Annotated in this window: 14 protein-coding genes; 7 read left to right on the top strand and 7 right to left on the bottom strand. The window is 69.4% G+C overall.

Annotation, left to right across the window (positions count from 1 at the left end):
• Positions 1-10 precede the first annotated feature (10 nt).
• The 5 genes from WT60_RS05140 to xdhA form a co-directional block, all read right to left on the bottom strand.
• Positions 11-2,287 (bottom strand): TonB-dependent receptor, encoded by a 2,277-nt coding sequence (locus WT60_RS05140; RefSeq protein ID WP_060355528.1) that lies wholly within the window; start codon positions 2,285-2,287, stop codon positions 11-13.
• 547 nt (positions 2,288-2,834) lie between these two features.
• On the bottom strand, positions 2,835-3,239 hold the full coding sequence (locus WT60_RS05135; protein ID WP_038751827.1) for a nuclear transport factor 2 family protein: 405 nt from the start codon (positions 3,237-3,239) through the stop codon (positions 2,835-2,837).
• Between the two features lie 596 nt (positions 3,240-3,835).
• Positions 3,836-4,621: a substrate-binding domain-containing protein gene (locus WT60_RS05130; protein WP_038751888.1), complete on the bottom strand. Its 786-nt coding sequence runs from the start codon at positions 4,619-4,621 to the stop codon at positions 3,836-3,838.
• Positions 4,622-4,926: 305 nt separating this feature from the next.
• Positions 4,927-7,290 carry a xanthine dehydrogenase molybdopterin binding subunit gene (gene xdhB / locus WT60_RS05125; protein WP_060355527.1) on the bottom strand — a complete coding sequence of 788 codons (2,364 nt, stop codon included), beginning with the start codon at positions 7,288-7,290 and terminating at the stop codon, positions 4,927-4,929.
• Between the two features lie 30 nt (positions 7,291-7,320).
• The gene (gene xdhA, locus WT60_RS05120; RefSeq protein WP_060355526.1) at positions 7,321-8,838 is read right to left on the bottom strand and encodes a xanthine dehydrogenase small subunit; all 1,518 of its coding nucleotides are present in this window, start codon (positions 8,836-8,838) and stop codon (positions 7,321-7,323) included.
• Between xdhA and WT60_RS35650 the strand changes: the two genes are divergently transcribed.
• Together WT60_RS35650 and WT60_RS05110 are read left to right on the top strand one after the other, a co-directional pair.
• Complete coding sequence (locus tag WT60_RS35650; protein ID WP_082759280.1) at positions 8,812-9,036, top strand: hypothetical protein; 225 nt, start codon at positions 8,812-8,814, stop codon at positions 9,034-9,036. The genes xdhA and WT60_RS35650 overlap by 27 nt on opposite strands.
• Before the next feature lie 81 nt (positions 9,037-9,117).
• Complete coding sequence (locus WT60_RS05110; protein WP_059671255.1) at positions 9,118-10,332, top strand: MFS transporter; 1,215 nt, start codon at positions 9,118-9,120, stop codon at positions 10,330-10,332.
• Positions 10,333-10,992: 660 nt separating this feature from the next.
• On the opposite strand, the gene WT60_RS05100 is transcribed toward WT60_RS05110, so the two are convergent.
• Positions 10,993-11,883 (bottom strand): EamA family transporter, encoded by an 891-nt coding sequence (locus WT60_RS05100; RefSeq protein WP_038753424.1) that lies wholly within the window; start codon positions 11,881-11,883, stop codon positions 10,993-10,995.
• A gap of 146 nt (positions 11,884-12,029) precedes the next feature.
• Here WT60_RS05100 and WT60_RS05095 point away from each other — a divergent pair, with 146 nt between their 5' ends.
• Entirely contained in the window at positions 12,030-12,977 is a 948-nt protein-coding gene (locus WT60_RS05095) for an AraC family transcriptional regulator (RefSeq protein WP_038753468.1), read from the top strand.
• Between the two features lie 27 nt (positions 12,978-13,004).
• Here the strand turns inward: WT60_RS05095 and WT60_RS05090 are convergent, their stop codons facing one another.
• Positions 13,005-14,219, bottom strand: coding sequence for an alanine--glyoxylate aminotransferase family protein (locus WT60_RS05090; RefSeq protein ID WP_038753420.1), 1,215 nt, complete (start codon positions 14,217-14,219; stop codon positions 13,005-13,007).
• Between the two features lie 934 nt (positions 14,220-15,153).
• On the opposite strand from WT60_RS05090, the gene WT60_RS05080 reads away from it, so the two are divergent.
• The 4 genes from WT60_RS05080 to WT60_RS05065 all read left to right on the top strand — a co-directional run bounded on the left by WT60_RS05080 (position 15,154) and on the right by WT60_RS05065 (position 19,373).
• Complete coding sequence (locus tag WT60_RS05080) at positions 15,154-16,134, top strand: LysR family transcriptional regulator (protein WP_010105992.1); 981 nt, start codon at positions 15,154-15,156, stop codon at positions 16,132-16,134.
• A gap of 47 nt (positions 16,135-16,181) precedes the next feature.
• Positions 16,182-17,186, top strand: coding sequence for a 2-hydroxyacid dehydrogenase (locus tag WT60_RS05075; RefSeq protein WP_038753417.1), 1,005 nt, complete (start codon positions 16,182-16,184; stop codon positions 17,184-17,186).
• Positions 17,187-17,429: 243 nt separating this feature from the next.
• Complete coding sequence (gene bluB, locus WT60_RS05070; protein WP_059671256.1) at positions 17,430-18,089, top strand: 5,6-dimethylbenzimidazole synthase; 660 nt, start codon at positions 17,430-17,432, stop codon at positions 18,087-18,089.
• Positions 18,090-18,269: 180 nt separating this feature from the next.
• On the top strand, positions 18,270-19,373 hold the full coding sequence (locus WT60_RS05065; RefSeq protein ID WP_236860861.1) for an MFS transporter: 1,104 nt from the start codon (positions 18,270-18,272) through the stop codon (positions 19,371-19,373).
• The last annotated feature ends 73 nt before the right edge of the window (positions 19,374-19,446 follow it).

Here is a 19,446-nt window from a genome sequence, read left to right as displayed (position 1 = left end):
GGGCGGCGCGCTAGAAGCGCAGCGTCGCGACGAGCTCGGCCGAACGCGACGGCCCGAGCAGCCATTGCGCGCCGCCGTTCGACGTCGACGCCGCGTACGTTCGGTTCGCGAGATTGCGCGCATAGAGCGCGACGTCGACGTCGCGCGTCGCCTGCCACGCGAGCGACGCGTCGAACACCGTGTACGACGGCACCGGCACGAGGTTCGCGTCGTCGCCGTAGCGGCGGCCGACGTAGCGCACGCCCGCGTTCGCTTGCCAGCCGGGCGCGAACGCCCAGCCGATCCACAGGTTCGCGCTCTGCTGCGGGATGTCGTGCGGCACGTTGCCCGCGCGCTGCACGGCCGCATCGCCTGTGCGCTGACTGAAATCGTCGTAGCGCGCGCGCAGCCATGCCGCGTTCGCATCGATCGTCACGCCGCCCGGCAGCCGCACGCCGCCCGCCAGCTCGACCCCGCGCGACGACTGGCGGCCGACCTGCTGCGCACGCGCCGGATTGAGCACATCGGTGCTGACGAGACCGCGCTTGACGATGTCGTACACGGCGAGCGTCCAGTACGCGCGGCCCTCCGCGATCTCGTGCTTGACGCCCGCTTCCCACTGGCGGCCGGTCGCGAGCGTGTAGTTCGCCTGCGACGCCGACAGCGTGACGAGCGAGCCGACGCCCTCCGCGCCCGTCGTGTATTGCGCGTACGCGGCGAGGCTCGGCGTGATCTCGTAGACGAGCCCGCTGCGCCAGCCGGTGTGCGCGAAGGTCTTGTCGAACGTGCCGCCCGCGATCAGATCGTCGCGTCGCAACGACAGATGGTCGTAGCGCAGCCCGCTCACCCACGCGAGCCGCGGCAGCACTTCGAGCCGGTTCTCGACGAACGCCGCCGCCTGGCGCGTGCGCGTGCGAAAGCGCGGCAGCGTCGGATCGGGGCTCGCGAACGCGCCGGGATCGAAGCCGTATGCATCGACCGTCGATGCGCCGCGATACGGCGAATTGTTCGCGCCGTCGAACGCGATCTGGTTGAACTCGACGCCGATCACGAGCCGGTTCGCCCGGCCGAGCACGCGCGAGTCGATGCGCGCCGTGAGCCGCTCGCCGAACTGCCGCTCGCGATGGAAGATCTCGAGATAGTCGCCGCGCGCGACGGTGCGCGACGCCGCGTCGAGCGCGTACGATTCCGCGTCGCGCCAATGGCGGCGCGTCGCGAGGTAATAGAGCTGGCCGTCGAGCGTCACGCCGTTGCCCGCGCGATACGTCGCGGCGAGCCGCGTCCACGTGTCGTGATAGGCGATCGTCGCGTCGCCGACGTTGTAGTTGCGCTCGCGCAGCGCGCGATCGAGTACGCCGTTCGTCACCGGCGCGCCGAAATAGGTCGCGGGCTTCTGGCGGCCGTAATCGAAATCGAGCGCGATCGACAGACGCGGGTCGACGTCGAGCTTCAGCGCGCCGCCGACGGCCGTCGTGTGCGCGTCGCCGCGATCGACGAAACCGCGCGTGCGCTCGTCGCTCAGGTGGAAACGATAGGCAAGATGCGAACCGAGCGCGCCCGTCGTGTCGAACGCGACGCGCTTGCCGCCTTGCGTGCCGATGCCCGCCTGCAGCGTCGTCGAACGCTCGCGGCTCGGGCGCTTCGTCACGACGTCGACGACGCCGCCGATCGCCCCTTCGCCGTACAGCACGGACGCGGGCCCGCGCAGCACCTCGATCCGCTCGGCGGACCACGTCGAGAACGGGAACGTGGCCGTGCCCGCGGCCGGATAGAGGCGCACACCGTCGACGAGCGTCGTCACCGATTCCTGCCCCGCGAAGCCGCGCACGCTGAGCGCGGTGCCGCCGTTGCCGGGCGCCGCGGCCGTGCTGAAGCCCGCCGCGCGCGTGACGGCGTCGACGATCGTGCGATCGCCGCGCGCGGCGATCTGCTCGGACGTGATCGCCTCGACGCTCGCGGGCGTGTCGAGGCTCGCGAGCTTCAGACGCGAGCCTGCCGAAAGCGGCGTGGACAGCGCCGGCGGCGCGTGCGGCGCGCCGCTCGTCACGTGCACGGTCGGCAGTTCGCGATGGCTTTCGCGCGCGGGCTCGGCCGGGTCCGCGTCGGCGGCGAGCGCGCCGGACGCCGTCATCGCGCACGCGAGCGCCGTCACGCAGCGCTCGATAGTCGTGCTGCGCCGTGACGGATCGGCGCAGGCCGCCTGGTCACAATGCACGGCGTGGGCGGCGTGGGCGGTGCGCGCGCCGGCCGCTGCGGGCGTCCGGCGCAACGCGCGGCGACGCGACGGCGCGTGTGGAATCCGGCTCATCGGCGAACCGCCTCGGCCGTCATCGATGCCGGGGCGCGCATCGTGCGCCCCGCTGTCGTCCCCGCTGTCGCCCCCGTTTCGCGGTCCCGGATGCGCCCCGCCTGTTTCGCTACGTTCACTGCTCGTCGACTCCCGCAACCTTGATCGGCATCGCGCGGGCGACTCGACGCCGTCGATCGGCGGCAGGGACGACGGCCCCGCCGCATCGGCGTCGCGCACGCGCGCTTGTGTGCAGGCGACGCGCGCGTCGCGCGATCGCGATTGCTTGCGGTTCGCCTACACGGCGGGGACGATGATATAACATATCATCCTACTTTTGCACGGGGATCGAGGTCGAGGAATCGAGGAATCGAGGAATCGAGGAATCGGGACAACCGGGAGAACCGTCGGAATCGGCGCGGACGATACATTCGACCGCGATCGGCACATCACGAGCCCGCCCGACGTCCGCGCGAGCGATCCGGACCGACACATGCCGATCACGGAACAAAGCGTTCGACGACATGCCGCCTGCATGCTGCAGGCGCGCGTGCCGGCCCGCACGCGCTCACTTCGCGCAGAAGGTTTCCTGCAAATGCGTCCAGCGCACCGCGCCCGTCTGCGAATCGCGCTCGAACACGACGGTCGAGCGGCGCGTCGGCAACTCGCCCGTCGCGTCCGTCTGATACTCGCAGTAGCTGACGACGCCGTGCGTCGACTCCGCCGCGAGCGCGCGCATCTCCGAAAACGTGATCTTCAAGCCGGGCTTGCGGCCGGCGAGCCGCGCGAACAGCGCGCGCATGGCCGCGTGATCGTAGACGTTGCCGTCGGTGCCGATCATCGTGAAGTGCGGCGCGAAGCGCGCCATCAGCGCGTCGAGCGCCTCGGGCCCGGATACGTCGCCCGACAGCCAGCCGCCGATCGCGTCGCAGCCGGCGACGACTTCATCGAAATACGGTTGATGCGCTTGCATGGGCTTCTCTCGTCAAGGCGCGCGACACATGGCGCGCGAATCCGCGAGTCTACGCGATGCGCGCGGCGCGCGCATTCGATGCGATCCACGCGTCGGCTATTTTCAATGGCGACGAACGCTGGTTTCCCGCGTGTGCCGCTCGGCACGCGCATGTCGCGGCCGGTGCGCGAACTTTTCCGCAAACATGCCGTTCGCGCTCGAAGGCGCAACGCGCCGATGCGCTTGGGTGCGATCGCGCGCACGACCGAACGCCGACAGTCGACTCGAGCGCCCGCGACATTCCACCCCCGATCAGCACGCCGGGCGGCCGACGCGTGTCTGCGCCGCTGCACGAAATTCGACATCGCAAACGGTGGCGCTCCACGTCGACGCGCCAAAACCGGATCGAGAGATATCGAGCGCGCCGCGAATCGACGCGCCGCGCTCGATCGCAGGCACTCCATCTGCGTCCGTTGGGGCCAGCGCATGCCCACGCCGCTGCAAGACGCGCGACGTCGCAACGGGCACGGCTCCACGCCGATGCGTCAAAGCGGGAACGAGAGATATCGAGCGCGCCGCCGCAAGACCCGCGCCATCGCGGCCCGCGACGCAGCGGCTCAGCGCGCCGGAACCGGATCGAGGCCCGTCTTGCGCACGTCGTCGGCCGACGCGGGCGACGCCAGGTAATCGAGCAACGCGCGCGCCTCGCGCGGATGGTTCGCGCCGACCGGAATCCCGCCCGCGAACCGCGTGACCGATTGCAGCGCCTCCGGAATCTTGCCGACAAACGTCACGCCCTGCACCGGCAGCAGTTCGCTCACCTGCTGGAAGCCGAGCGCGTAGGTGCCGTCGGCCACCTTCGACGCAACCGGAATGCGCGGCACCATCGTCGCCTTCGGCCTGACCTCGGCCTCGACGCCGAGCCGCTTGAACAGCTCGTTCCCGATGTAGACGCCGCTCGCGCTGTCCGAATACGCGACCGACTTCGCCTGCAGCAGCGCGGCCTTCAGCGCGTCGGGCGAGCCGATGTCCGGCACCGGCTCGCCCGCGCGCACGACCGCGCCGATCCGCGAATCGGCGAGCTCGACGCGCGAGGCCGGATCGACCTTGCCTTCGCGAATCAGCGTGTCGAGCGCGTAGCCGACCATGATCACGACGTCGGCCGGTTCGCCGCGCGCGAGCCGGTTCGGGATCGCTTCGGGCGTCGCGCCCATCGACGGGCCATAGGCGATGTCGAGCGTGTTGCCCGTCGACGCCTCGAACTTCGGCGCGAGCAATTTGTACGCGGCGGTGAAGCCGCCGGAATTCATCACGTGCAGCTCGGCTGCATGCGCTTGCGCGAGCGCGGCGGCGGCCGCGGCCAGCAGCGCGACGCCGATCTGCTTCGTCAGGGCGTGTCTCATCGTTGTCTTCGTGTTCGGGCGATCGTCGGATGGGAAGCGACGGTCATCTTCGCGGAAACCGGTTTCGCTGAATAGCGCTGGTTTGTACGGATCGGCCGGCGACGGCGCACTGTTGCCGCTCGCATTCGCGCAACACACGCGAAAGGGGCGGCTTCGGCGCGATTCGGTCTGATGCGATTCGATGCAATGCAGTGAAATGCAATTCGACGCGATGCGATGCGATGCGATGCGGCGATCGTCACACCGCGCGCCTCGTGCGCGCCGACGCGCGATGCCCGCTCACGCCGCCGCGCAATCGCCGCGCGTCACGCTCCCGCCCGCGCCGCGCGCACCGCCTGCGCCGCGCGCAGGATCGACTCGCCCGTCGCGGGCGCGGCGAGCGGCGGATTGATCGCGTACTCGCCGAGCGCCGCAATCGCGTCGCGGATCGCGAAAAACACCGAGAACGGCAGCAAGAGCGGCGGCTCGCCTACCGCCTTCGACCGGTGGATGCTGTCCTCCGCGTTGCGGTTGTCGAACAGCCTCACACGGAAATCCGGCGGACAATCGTTGACGGTCGGAATCTTGTATGTCGACGGCGCGTGCGTCTTCAGCTCGCCGCCGTCGCTCCACCACAGCTCCTCGGTCGTGAGCCACCCCATTCCCTGGATGAACGCGCCTTCGACCTGCCCGATATCGAGCGCCGGATTCAGCGACGCGCCGACGTCGTGCAGCACATCCGCGCGCAGCACGCGCATCTCGCCCGTCAGCGTGTCGACGACGACTTCCGACACCGCCGCGCCGTACGCGTAGTAGAAGAACGGCCGCCCGCGCAGCGCCGCCTGATCCCAGTGCAGCTTCGGCGTCGCGTAGAAACCGTCCGACCAGAGCTGCACGCGCGCGCGATACGCCTGCGCGACGACTTCCTCGAACGGCACGGCCGCATCGCCCACCCGCACTTCGTCGTGCACGAAGCGCACGTCGGCCGCGCTCGCCGCGCCGGCGCCGAAGCGCTCGGCCGCGAACGCGGCGAGCCGCTCGCGCAATTGGCGCGCCGCGTCCTGCGCGGCCTTGCCGTTCAGATCGGAGCCCGTCGACGCGGCCGTCGCCGAGGTGTTCGCGACCTTGCTCGTGTCGGTCGCCGTCGCGCGAATCCGCGCGAAGCCGACGCCGAGCTCGTGCGCGACGACCTGCGCGACCTTCGTGTTGAGCCCCTGGCCCATCTCGGTGCCGCCGTGATTCACGAGGATCGAGCCGTCGGTGTAGATGTGGACGAGCGCGCCCGCCTGGTTGAAATGCGTGACGTTGAACGCGATGCCGAACTTCACCGGCGTGAGCGCGATGCCCTTCTTCAGCACCGGGCTCGCCGCGTTGAACGCGCGCGTCGCCGCGCGGCGCTCGCGGTACGCGCTCGTCGCCTCGAGCTCGGCGATCAGCTCGGGGAGCACGTTGTCCTCGATCGTCTGCCCGTAAGGCGTCACGTTGCGCTCGGTCTTGCCGTACAGGTTCGCGCGGCGCACGTCGAGCGGATCGCGGCCGAGCGCGCGCGCGACGCTGTCGACGACGTACTCGATCGCGAACGCGCCCTGCGGGCCGCCGAAGCCGCGAAACGCGGTGTTCGACTGCGTGTTCGTCTTCCCGCAGCGGCCGACGATCGACACGTCGGGCAGCCAGTACGCGTTGTCGAAGTGGCACACCGCGCGCGTCATCACGGGCCCCGACAGGTCGGCGGAGAAGCCGCAGCGCGACGTCATGTCGACCGCGACGCCTTCGATCACGCCCGCATCGTCGTAGCCGACGTCGTAGCGGTAATGAAAGTCGTGGCGCTTGCCGGTGATCATCATGTCGTCGTCGCGATCGGGGCGCAGCTTCACCGGGCACTGCAGCTTCCACGCGGCGAGCGCCGCGCAGCACGCGAACAGGCCCGATTGCGATTCCTTGCCGCCGAAGCCGCCGCCCATCCGCCGGCATTCGACGAGCACGTCGTGCGACGCGAGCCCGAGCGCGCGCGCGACGAGATGCTGCATCTCGCTCGGATGCTGCGTCGAGCTGTAGACGTGCATCGCGCCGTCCTCCTTCGGCACCGCGTACGCGATCTGCCCTTCGAGATAGAACTGCTCCTGGCCGCCGAGCGTCATCTCGCCCGACTCGCGATGCGCGGCGCGCGCGATCCGCGCGGCCGCGTCGCCGCGCGCGAGCTTCATCGGCGGCAGCACGTACGAGCCGGCCGCGCGCGCGGCCTGCGCGGTCAGGATCGCCGGCAGCTCGTCGTATTCGATCTGCGCGAGACGCGCGGCGCGACGCGCCGCATCGTGCGACGTCGCGACGACGACGAACATCGGCTGCCCGACGTACTGGACGACGCCGTCGGCGAGCACCGGATCGTCGTGGACGATCGGGCCGCAATCGTTCGCGCCAGGAATATCGGCCGCGGTCAGCACCGCGACGACGCCCGCCGCCGCGCGCACCGCGTCGAGCCGCATCGACACGATCCGCGCGTGCGGCTTCGCGGACAGGCCGAGCGCCGCGTGCAGCGTGCCCGCGACGAGCGGGATGTCGTCGGTGTAAGTCGCGCGCCCGCTCACGTGCAGATGCGCGGACTCGTGCGGGCGCGACACGTGGACCTGCTTGAACGCGTCGCGCTCGGCGTCGGCGGCGACGCTCAGGAAGGGTTCGGCTTGCTGGTTCATGATGCGATGGCTCCGCTTGGCGTCAATCGGTCAGGAGGCGGCCGGCTCGGCGGCGACTTCGCGCACGTTCACGGCCGATGCGGGCAGAGGATCGTGCGGGCGGGTCTCCAGCCAGAAGCGGTACAGCAGGTTCTTCGCGGTCTCGAGCCGATACGCGCTCGTCGCGCGCATGTCGGTGAGCGGCGCATAGTCGCTCTCGAGCGCGCGCATCGCGGCGAGCGCGGCGGCCTCGTCCCAGACGGCGTTCTCGAGCGCGCGCTCCGCGTGCGGCGCGCGCTTCGGCGTCGCGGCCATCCCGCCGAACGCGACGCGCGGCGCGCGAATCGCGTCGCCGTCGGCGATGAACGCGAACGCCGCGCAAACGGCCGAGATGTCGGAATCGAAGCGCTTCGACACCTTATACGTGCGAAAGCGCAGGTTCGCGCGCGCGCCGGTGCGCTTCGGCACCTTCAGCGCGGCGACGAACTCGTGCCCGGCCATGTCCGTCTTCTGGTAGCCGAGATACAGATCCTCGAGCGGCAGCTCGCGCACGGCCTCGCCGCCGCGCAGCACGACGCGCGCGCCGAGCGCGATGAGGCCCGGCATCGAATCGCCGATCGGCGAGCCGTTCGCGACGTTGCCGCCCATCGTGCCCGCGTTGCGGATCGGCAGCGACGCGAAGCGCTTCCACATCTCCGTCAGTTCCGGGTAGTGCGCGGCGAGCGCCGCGTACGCGGCCTCCACCGTCGCGCCCGCGCCGATCTCGATCCACTCGTCGCGCTCGACGATCCGGCGCAGCTCGCCCACCTGGCCGACGTGGATCACGTCGCCCAGCTCGCGCAACTGCTTGGTCACCCACAGGCCGACGTCGGTGCTGCCCGCTAGCACGCGCGCGGCCGGTTTGTCGGCCTTCAGCCGCGCGAGCGCGTCGAGCGTGCGCGGCGCGTCGAACGACTGGCCCGCGTGCTCGTAGTGGAACGTGTCGTCGCGGCGCAGCGACGCGAGCGTGCGCGCGAGCGCGGCGACGTCGACGCTCGCCTTCGGCGGCGGTGCGTCGAACATCCGCACGGCCGCGTCGACGATCGGCCGGTAGCCGGTGCAACGGCACAGATTGCCCGTCAGCGCGTCGGCGATCTCGGCGCGCGACGGCGTCGTCCGGCCCGTGCGCGACGCTTCGTGCCCGTGCGTCTCGTACAGCGCCCACATCGACATCGCGAAGCCCGGCGTGCAGAAGCCGCACTGCGAGCCGTGGCATTCGACGAGCGCGTCCTGCACCGGATGCAGCGTGCCGTCCGGCTGGCGCAGATCCTCGACCGTGAAGAGCGCGCGGCCGTCGAGCGTCGGCAGGAACTGGATGCACGCGTTGACCGCCTTGAAATCGACGCCGCCCGCGTCGTTCAGTTCGCCGACGACGACCGTGCACGCGCCGCAGTCGCCTTCCGCGCAGCCTTCCTTCGTGCCGGTGCAACGCGCGTCCTCGCGCAGATACTGAAGCACCGTGCGGGTGACGTTCGCGCCGCCGATTTCGCGGATCGCCTGACGATGGTAGAAACGGATCGGCTCACTCATGTTGCGTCGTTCTCGAAAATGGGGACACGCCCGGACGGCGGCGGCGCGCGCCGTGCTCAAGCGGCGCGCGCACCGCCGCCGTCGGCGTCTTCGTCATATTTCGCACGCTATCACCGTCAAATTCCGGAACCCATAGCCGAGCGCGCATGCGGCTTATATCGCTGCGACGATATGCCGCTTTGCACACCGGTTAACTAAGCGGTACATGCAAGAAAACCGGTTCCATGTAAAAATTCGGCTTTCGCATCAAACGGATGCGCGTCTTCGTTCCGTCCCCCAATGTCCGCCGATTCCGCCCCCTCCCCGCGCAGCGCGTTCGCGACGACGCTGCAGATCGTTTCCGTCGTTTCGTTTACGTTCGTCTGCTACCTGACGATCGGCCTGCCGCTCGCGGTGCTGCCCGGCTTCGTCCATGACGAGCTCGGCTTTTCCGCGATCATCGCGGGCGCGGCAATCAGCGTGCAGTACTTCGCGACGCTCGCGTCGCGGCCGCTCGCCGGACGCTTCGCGGACACGCTCGGCCCGAAGCGCACCGTGCTGCGCGGGCTCGCCGCATGCGGCGCGAGCGGCGCGCTGCTGCTGTCCGCCTTCGCATTCGTGCGCTGGCCGGCCGCGAGCATCGCGCTGCTCGTCGCGAGCCGGCTCGTGCTCGGCGTCGGGGAAAGCCTCGTCGGCACGGGCGCGATCCTGTGGGGAATCGGCCGCGTCGGCACCGCGAACAACGCGCGGGTGATCTCGTGGAACGGCATCGCGACGTACGGCGCGCTCGCGATCGGCGCGCCCGTCGGTGTCGCGATCTCGCATGCGCTGATTCCCGCCGTGCTCGGCGTGCTCGTGATCGCGCTCGCGGCGCTCGGCTATTACCTCGCCCGGCTGATCGCGCCCGTGCCGCTCGTGCATGGCGAGCGGATGTCGTACGCGAGCGTGTTCACCCGCGTGCTGCCGCACGGCCTCGGCCTCGCGCTCGGCTCGGCCGGCTTCGGCTCGATCGCGACGTTCATCACGCTCTATTACGCGGAGCGCCACTGGCCGAACGCGGCGCTGTCGCTGACCGTGTTCGGCATGCTCTTCATCGGCGCGCGCCTGCTGTTCGCGAACACGATCAAGACGCACGGCGGGTTCCGCGTCGCGATCGTGTCGTTCGCGTTCGAATCGGCGGGCCTGCTGATGTTGTGGCTCGCGCCCGTGCCGCACGTCGCGCTCGTCGGCGCGGCGCTGACGGGCTTCGGCTTCGCGCTGATCTTCCCGGCGCTCGGCGTCGAGGCGGTCGCGCTCGTGCCGCCCGCGAGCCGCGGCGCGGCGCTGTCCGCGTATTCGGTGTTCCTCGATCTGTCGCTCGGGATCACGGGGCCGCTCGCCGGCTACGTCGCGGGCGCGTTCGGCTATCCGCAGGTGTTCCTGTGCGCGGCCGTCGCGGCGGCGGCGGGCGTCGCGCTGTCGACGGTGCTGTATCAGCGGCAGGCGCGCTTGTCCGGCAGCGGCGCGGCGGCCTGAACGCCTGCCGCACGGCGCTCGACCGGACGAATGGCCGGCCGCGACTCGACCATAGAGCGAGAAAACCAAGAAGCCGCCCGCGCATCTCGGGCGGCTTTGTTTCATGCGGCCATCGCGCCTTCGCGCAAGCGAGCTTGCGGGCCGCCGGGGGGTGTTGGCCTAGCCGCTGCGTCGGCCCGTCGCGATGCGCGAGCGCGCCCGCGAGTGATGAATCGAATGGAAACGGCGGCCGGTGGCTAGCAGGCTATTGAAATTCTCTCGCGAGAACTACAGCTGACAATTTCCGCCCTCGTAAAACGCTCTACAAGCCGCTCGCGCAACTTCGGGAAGAGGTAGACGACCCGCGAAACCGTCTGCGAGCCCCCCCTTCAAAGTAGTTTTTCAACAGCCTGCCAGAGGCTCGCGATTGAGTGGCGATTAACGATCGACGGCGGCTGGTCGTCCGTGGGCGCGCTGACTGTCGGCAGGCTTGAACGACTGGCGTTTAGTTGTTGGGCGATTGGCGACAATCGCGGTTGGCGGTTGGCGGTCGGCGGTCGGCGGTCGGCGGTCGGCGGCGCAACAGTATCCGTCGCAGACGACTTCGACCGCACGCACCGCGCCGCCGTCCCCGCATCGGATGCACCGCACGGACCGCGCGCCGCACGGTGCGCCGCCCGTTCAGGCGGCTCGCACGAAGAGCCGCCGCGTCAGATCGAACGCGACCAGATTCCCGGCGACGACGAGCATCAACCCGAGCACCGCGAGCGACGACCATCGATATCCCTCGAACACGGTCGATACGGCGAGCGCGACGATCGGAAACAGCACCGTGCAATAGGCCGCGCGTTCCGGCCCGATCCGGCCGACGAGGGTCAGGTACGCGGTGAACCCGATCACCGAGCCGGGCACCGCGAGATAGACGAGCGCGCCGAGATAGCGCGGACTCGTGTCGATCGCGAGCGGCAGCCCGGCCGCGACGCTGCCGACGGTCACGATCGTCGCGCCGATCAGCATCGCCCAGCCGTTGGTCGCGAGCGGATGAAGTCCCATCGACTGCATGCGGCTCGACAGCAGATTGCCCGCCGAGAAGCACATCGTGCCCGCAAACGCGATCGCGAGGCCGATCCAGGTCGCGCGATCGTCGACGTGCCCCGCCATCTGCTGCCAGAACAGGCACGCGATGCCCGCCAGGCCGAGCAGCGCGCCGGCAACCGCGGACGGCCGCAGCGGCCGCCCCATGAACACGCGTCCGTTGATCGAGTTCAGCAGCGGCGCGGTCGAGAACACCACGGCGACGAGGCCGCTCGGCACGACCTGCTCCGCATAGTAGAAGCACAGGAAATTGAGACAGAAGAGCGCGAGGCCCTGCGCGGCGAGATAGCGCCACGCTTCGCGCGGCGGCCGGACCGGCCGGCGCATCACGCGCAACAGCACGAACATCGCCGCCGCCGCGAGCCAGAAGCGCCACGCGATCGACACGGGCGGCGGCACGCTGCCGAGCTGCCATTTGATCGCGATCCAGGTGGTGCCCCAGATCAGCACGGTGACGACGTAAAGCGACAGATTCATGGCGGATTCGAAAGCAGAAACGGAATCGGATTCGGAAACACGATTCCGACTATGCCGCCGCGCATCCGGCGCCGATTGTCTGGAATTGCGGTCATTTGCACCTGGGCGGGCCGTGCACGCGCGCGCACGCTTATACTCGCCCCATCATGCATACGCCCTCCACGCCTGCGCTCGATGCGCGCCTGTCCGTGCCCGCCGCCGATTTCGTCGGCGACGAGGTGCCGTTCGGCCTGCAGTCCGTCTGCCGGACGCTCGCCGAGGCGAACGCGACGCTCGAACGCTTCGCATGGCTCGGCGATCACCTCGCGATCGCCGAGTGGACGCGCATCACTGAGGAAAGCGAAACGGTCTACGCGCAGCCCGGCCATCACACGCTGTCGTGCTATCTGGACGGCGGCTACCGCACCGAGCGGCAGAAGGTCGCGCGCTACGGCGCGCCGAGCCTGCTCTGCGCGCTGCCTGGCGATCATGAATCGCGCTGGTGGGTGCGCGGCGAAATGCATTTCGTCCACCTGTACTTCCTGCCGGAGCACTTCGCGCAGCGCGCGATCCGCGAGCTCGACCGCGAGCCGCGCGAGCTGAAGCTCGCCGATCGCACGTATTTCGAGGATGCGCGCGTCGCCGCGCTATGCCGCTCGCTCGCGCTCGAGCGCTGGGACGACGCCGACGGCCGGCTGCGCGTGAACGAAACCTCGCACGAAGTGCTGAGCCTGCTGTTGCGCGGGCAAAGCATGACGTGCGCCGACACGCCGTTCAAGGGCGGGCTCGCGCCGGCCGTGCGCCGCCGCGTGCGCGACTACATCGACACGTACCTGACGCAGCCGATGACGCTCGGCGAGCTCGCGGCGCTCGCATCGCTGTCCGAATACCACTTCTCGCGCATGTTCCGCGTATCGTTCGGCCGTGCGCCGCACGCGTGGATCGCGCAACAGCGCCTCGTTCGCGCGCGCACGCTGCTGCGCGCGACGTCGCTGCCGCTCGCGCAGGTCGCCGCGCGGTGCGGCTACGCGAACGCCGCGCACTTCAGCCACCGCTTCCGCGATGCGCACGGCGCGACGCCGGGCGAGTACCGCCGGGCGATGCAGGCCGCGTAGCCGGCCCGGACATCGCCGCGCGTCGCGTCACTCGCCGCGCCCCGACAGCGCCTGCTCGAGCGCCGAGACGCCCGCCGGCAGATCGACGGGTGCCTTCAGATCGATCATCGTGCGGCCGAACGCGTGCAGCGTGCGGAACAGATTGTGCTCGCGGCACTGCTCGCCCATCTGGCCGATGCGCACGATCGGCAGGCCGAACGAGCCCGAAATCTCGACCTGGTACTGCTTCGAGATGTGTCCGCAGATGAGCCCCGGCGTGAGCCCGTCCGGCACGGCGATGCCGACCACCGAGTTCAGCCGGCACGACTCGGGCGCGTAAAGCTCGAGCCCCATTCCGGTGATGCCCGCCTGCAGCGCGAGCGAGCAGCGCAGATGCCGCGCGTAGCGGTTCTCGAGCGTCTCCGCGCAGACGAGCCGCAACGCCTCGTGCAGCGCGAGCACGCCGGACACGGGCGCCGTGTAGTGATAACCGGCGTTGTGCCAGAAGTTCTCGGCGAGCGCCATGTCGAGGCACCAGTGCGTGTTCGGCGCCGGGCGGCTCTTCATCCGCTCCCACGCGGCGTCGGAGAACGCGATCAGCGACACGCCCGGAATCGACGACAGCCCCTTCTGCCCGCCCGTGATCACCGCGTCGATGCCCCACGCGTCCATGTCGAGCGGCATCGTCGACAGCGTGCAGACGGCGTCGACGACGACGAGCGCGCCCGCCGCCTTCGCGATCGTCGCGATTGCCTTCAGATGGCGGTTCCACACCGTGTTCGACGTCTCGCCGTGGACGATCGTGACGATCTCCGGGCGCTCGCGCGCGATCGCGTCGGCGATCTCGTCGAGGCTCGCCACGGCGCGATCTGGCACGTCGATCGACGCGACGCTCGCGCCGACGCGCGTCGCCATCTCGGCCATCCGCGCGCTGAAGAAGCCGTTCTTGACCGACAGCACCCGGGTGCCGGGCCACGCGAGATTCGAGATCGCCATCTCCATCGCCGCGGAACCGGGGCCCGCGACGCCCAGCACCCACTTCGTGCGCGTCTGGAACACGTAGCGGGCCATTTCCTTCACCTGCTCGATGATCTTCGCCATCGTCGCGCCCAGGTGATTGATCACGATCGTGTTCGCCTTCGCCACCGCCGCCGGGATCGGCACGGGGCCCGCGCCCATCATGAGGAGCGGTTCTTCGGGCAGAATCGCGTCGAGCGGGACGACGACGGGACAGGGAATCGGCGAATGATCGGTCGTGGACATGAGCTGAGCGGAACAACGGGTTGAGAATACGGTGATCGATCGATCATTCCGCGAACCGTTGCAATACGCAAGTGTTTTGATCGACGCGAGCTTCGGATGGGCGCGACGGCGGCGGCGGGCAGCGCGGCGACGCATCCTGCCGGCCCGCTTCGCCCGCGCACCTGCGTTGCCGCGAGCCGGCCGCGGCCGCCCCGGGCCGCGGCGAACCGGGTTCGCCGCTCGCCGCGCCCGCCGTCGCCCGCGGTCGTCGACGGCCCGCCTGCGACGCATCAGCACTTGACGCCCGCCGCGGCCCGCCTTTCTTCTTATTCGGCCGCCGGCGCTTTTCTCGCGCGACGCCCCCGGAAAATTCCCACCCGCGCCGTCCGAATAGGCCAAATCGTCATCAAATCCGCCTCCCACTAAATCGAAAAATCATTTTTTGCAACCCGAACCGTCAAGCTTTTCGAAAAAGCTTGCATTAACCATTCGATGCGATGCAGCAAATTTATTTGTTCCGCGCCGGAAAAGAACCTTAGACCGCATTGCAATCCGCTCACAAAAATCCCCGGAAAAATGCTCGAACGGCGTGCGCCGCACGGCGCTGCGCACTCCGAACCAGCGGAGTACCGTACTGGAAACGGTACCGCGCCGGCCGCGCCGCGCGGACGCCTCGCAGGGATTAAAACTGTCGCATTCGTCGAATATCATCCGCGCAAATCTCGGAATCGGTTCACACCCCGAAAATAGGGATCGCCGATCCCGACGACCGATTTATTACATTCGAGATGAAATAATTATTTAGTTGACTGATGCACTCAGCTTATTGAACAATTTGCCCAGCCTTCGATGATTCGATATTTAAGACAAGTTCTGTGCTGATCCGACAGCCGGCGGCTTGCCATGATCGAAGGCGAAAAACACAACATAATCATTTAATGGGCCAACGAAAGCTATGAACCAAATCCAGACCATGCGTGTTTTCGTATGTGTTGCAGAACTGCAGAGCTTCCGGCGAGCGGCGCGGAAACTCGGCGTATCGAATGCGCTCGTCACGCGTTCGATCGCGATGCTCGAGACACATCTGAACACGCGCCTCATCCATCGCACGACGCGCAATCTGTCGCTGACGGAAGCGGGCATCCGCTACCTCGACGGCTGCCGGGCGCTGCTCGAGGAGTTCGATCAGCTCGAGGCATCCGTCGAGCGGGCGGTTCATGAGCCCGTCGGCACGTTGCGCGTCGCCGTGTCCGGGTTGCTGTCGCCCGGCCGGGTCACGCCCCTCGTCGACAGCTACCGGCGTCAGTACCCGAAGGTCCGCGTGCAGCTGACGCTGACCGAAGGGCCGCTCGACGTGATCGAAGCCGGCTACGACGCCGGCCTCGTCACGGGCGGCCGCCTCGACGGCAACCCGGCGCTGATCGGCCATCCGCTGATGCCGAACACGCTCGCGCTGTGCGCCGCGCCTTCGTACATCGAACGGCACGGCGCGCCGCACCGGCCCGACGATCTCGTCCGCCATGCGTGCATCGCGCTGCCGGCCGACCAGCACTCGTCGACCTGGCGCTTCGTCGATCCGGATCACTTCACGCACGTCGTGTCGCTGCAGCCCGTCTACACGGTCAACAGCGCGTCGATGGTGCGCGCGGCGACGCTCGCCGGCACCGGCATCTCGGTGCTGCCGGAAAGCTACATCGCCGACGCGCTCGAAAGCGGCGAGCTCGTGCGGATTCTCGGCGACTACCGGATCGACGATCCCGACACGCAGCTGTCGATCGTCTATCCGAACCGCCAGTTCCTGCCGGCGCGCACCCGCAGCTTCGTCGAGCACGCGCTGTACCACCTCGGCGGCCAGAAGACCGAGACGAACGGTCACTACTTCATGCGCGAGGCCGGCACGGCGAAGCGCCCCGACGTCGTCACGGGGCTCCAGTGACGCTCGGCTGAAGTAAACTAATGCGCACCCTTTACCGGAGGCAAAGCGTGCGCGTGATTCTTTTCAGCAGCCGGCAGTACGACCACGATTCGTTCGATGCCGCCAACCAGTCGTTCGGCTACCGGCTGCATTTCCAGCCTTCCCATCTCGACGCGGAGACGGCGATCCTCGCGCGCGGCTACGAGGTCGTCTGCCCGTTCGTCAACGACACCCTCGACGCCGCCGTGCTCGAGGCGCTCGCCGCGGGCGGCACGCGCCTCATCGCGCTGCGCTCGGCGGGCTTCAACCATGTCGACCTCGCGGCGGCGGCCCGGCTCGGGCTCATCGTCGTGCGCGTGCCCGCCTACTCGCCGCATGCGGTCGCCGAGCACGCGGTCGCGCTGATCCTCGCGCTCAACCGCCGCCTGCCGCGCGCCGTCGCGCGCACCCGCGAAGGCGACTTCTCGCTGAACGGGCTGCTCGGCTTCGATCTCTTCGGCAAGACGGTCGGCGTAATCGGCACGGGCCTTATCGGCAGCGTGTTCGCGCGGATCGTGGCGGGCTTCGGAATGCGCGTGCTCGCGCATTCGCTGCCGCCGCACGACGACGCGCTGATCGCGCTCGGCGTGCGCTACGTGCCGCTCGAGCAGTTGCTCGCCGAATCGGACATCGTGAGCCTGCACTGCCCGCTGATGCCCGCCACCCATCACCTGATCGACGCCGGCGCGCTCGCCCGGATGAAGCCGGGCGCGATGCTGATCAACACGAGCCGCGGCGGCCTCGTCGACACGCAGGCGCTGATCGACGCGCTGAAGACGGGCCAGCTCGGGCATCTCGGGCTCGACGTCTACGAGGAGGAAAGCGGGCTCTTCTTCGAAGACCATTCGGATCGCCCGCTGCAGGACGACGTGCTCGCGCGGCTGCTCACGTTCCCGAACGTGATCGTCACGTCGCACCAGGCGTTCTTCACGCGCGAGGCGCTCGCGGAGATCGCGCATACGACGCTGTCGAACATCCGCGCATGGCAGGACGGCGCGCCGCGAAACGTCGTCGACGCGGTGCAGCAGGGCTGACGGCGAGCGGGGGCGGACGCGCCGTGGGCAGTGCGGCGTAGGCCATATGGGCCTTGGATCTTGGGCCTTGGGCCTTGCGCCTTGGGCCTCGCGCCTCACGCCGTGGGCCGCGGACCTTGCGTCGTGCTCCGGCACGCCGATTCGGCGGGTCGGGCCCCGTCGGCTAAACCCCTTATTGGCGCGCCGCGCGAGTCTGCTATCGTTGCGGCGATTCTTCGCCTCCACCCGTTTCGCCAGTTCACCATGCGTTTCGACGAACCCGCGATCGCCGCCGTCTACCGGGCGATCTTCGAGCGGCGCGACATGCGCCATTTCACGTCCGCCCCGGTCGATCCCGCCGTTCTCGCGCGCTTGCTGCGCGCCGCGCATCACGCGCCGAGCGTCGGCTTCATGCAGCCGTGGCGCTTCATCCGCGTGACCGACCCCGCGCTTCGCGAGCGCATTCACGCGCTCGTCGACGCCGAGCGCCGCGCGACCGCCGACGCGCTCGGCGAGCGGCACGACGAATTCATGCGGCTGAAGGTCGAAGGCGTGCGCGAATGCGGCGAGCTCCTCGTCGCCGCGCTCGCCGACGGGCGCGAGCGGCACGTGTTCGGCCGCCGCACGCTGCCGGAGATGGATCTCGCGTCGGCCGCTTGCGCGATCCAGAACATGTGGCTCGCCGCGCGCGCCGAGGGGCTCGGGATGGGCTGGGTGTCGCTCTTCGACGTCGACGCGCTACGCCGGCTGCTCGCGATGCCCGACGGCGCGAAGCCGATCGCCGTGCTATGCCTCGGCCACGTCGACGCGTTCTACGCGAAGCCGATGCTCGAGGAAGAGCGGTGGGCCACGCGGATGCCGCTCGAGGAATGCCTGTACGAGAACGGCTGGGACACCGCGCCGACGCCTGCGCGCAACACCTGATCAGGCCCTAAACACAGGGGTTTTCCCTGAGATAAAATCGCGGCTGTCCCGCTCGCTTCCATCGGCGCGCCGCATCCCGCGGCGCCGGAGGCGGCGGCCCTCCCGCGAGTCGTCCATGCCGCTGCCCTCTTCGCCCTTGCCGTTGCCGCGTTTGGTATCGGTACCACCGAGTTCGTCATCATGGGCCTCCTGCCGAACGTCGCGCGCGACCTAGGCGTGTCGATTCCGGCGGCGGGCATGCTCGTGTCCGGCTACGCGCTCGGCGTGACGATCGGCGCGCCGATTCTCGCCGTCGTCACCGCGAAGATGCCGCGCAAGGCGGCGCTGCTTTCGCTCATCGGCGTGTTCATCGTCGGCAACCTGTTTTGCGCGATCGCGCCCGGCTACACGGCGCTGATGATCGCGCGCGTCGTCACCGCGTTCTGCCACGGCGCGTTCTTCGGCATCGGCTCGGTCGTGGCGAGCAGCCTCGTCGCGCCGAACAAGCGCGCGCAGGCGATCGCGCTGATGTTCACCGGCCTCACGCTCGCGAACGTGCTCGGCGTGCCGCTCGGCACCGCGCTCGGCCAGGCGTTCGGCTGGCGCGCGACGTTCTGGGCCGTCACCGGCATCGGCGCGCTCGCGGCAGCAGCGCTCGCCGTCTGCGTGCCGAAGCGCCTCGAGATGCCCGCCGCCGGCATCGCGCGCGAATTCGGCGTGCTGCGCAATCCGCAGGTGCTGATGGTGCTCGGCATCAGCGTGCTCGCGTCGGCGAGCCTCTTCACCGTGTTCACGTACATCACGCCGATCCTCGAGGACGTGACGGGCTTCACGCCGCACGACGTCACGCTCGTGCTGCTGCTCTTCGGCCTCGGCCTGACGGTCGGCGGCACCGTCGGCGGCAAGCTCGCCGACTGGCGGCGGATGCCGTCGCTCGTCGCGACGCTCGCGGCGATCGGCGTCGTGCTCGCCGCGTTCGCGGGCACGATGCGTACGCCGATGCCCGCGCTCGTGACGATCTTCGTGTGGGGCGTGCTCGCGTTCGCGATCGTGCCGCCGCTGCAGATCCTGATCGTCGACCGCGCGAGCCACGCGCCGAATCTCGCGTCGACGCTCAACCAGGGCGCGTTCAATCTCGGCAACGCGCTCGGCGCGTGGCTCGGCGGCACCGCGATCCACGCGGGCGTGCCGCTCGCGAAGCTGCCGTGGGCGGGCGCCGTGCTCGCGATGGCGGCGCTCGCGCTCACGCTGTGGTCGGCGTCGCTCGAACGGCGCGCGGTGCCGGGGCCGGCCGAATGCGCCTGATGCGCGGAGCGCGCGAGGCAGCGATTCGCTGCGCGGCGCGCCCGCGCGCCGGTCGTGTGACGAACGGCGCGCG

This window comes from Burkholderia sp. MSMB617WGS (assembly GCF_001532025.2).
Lineage (GTDB): Bacteria > Pseudomonadota > Gammaproteobacteria > Burkholderiales > Burkholderiaceae > Burkholderia > Burkholderia savannae.
This window is presented reverse-complemented; position numbering and strand designations above follow the sequence as displayed.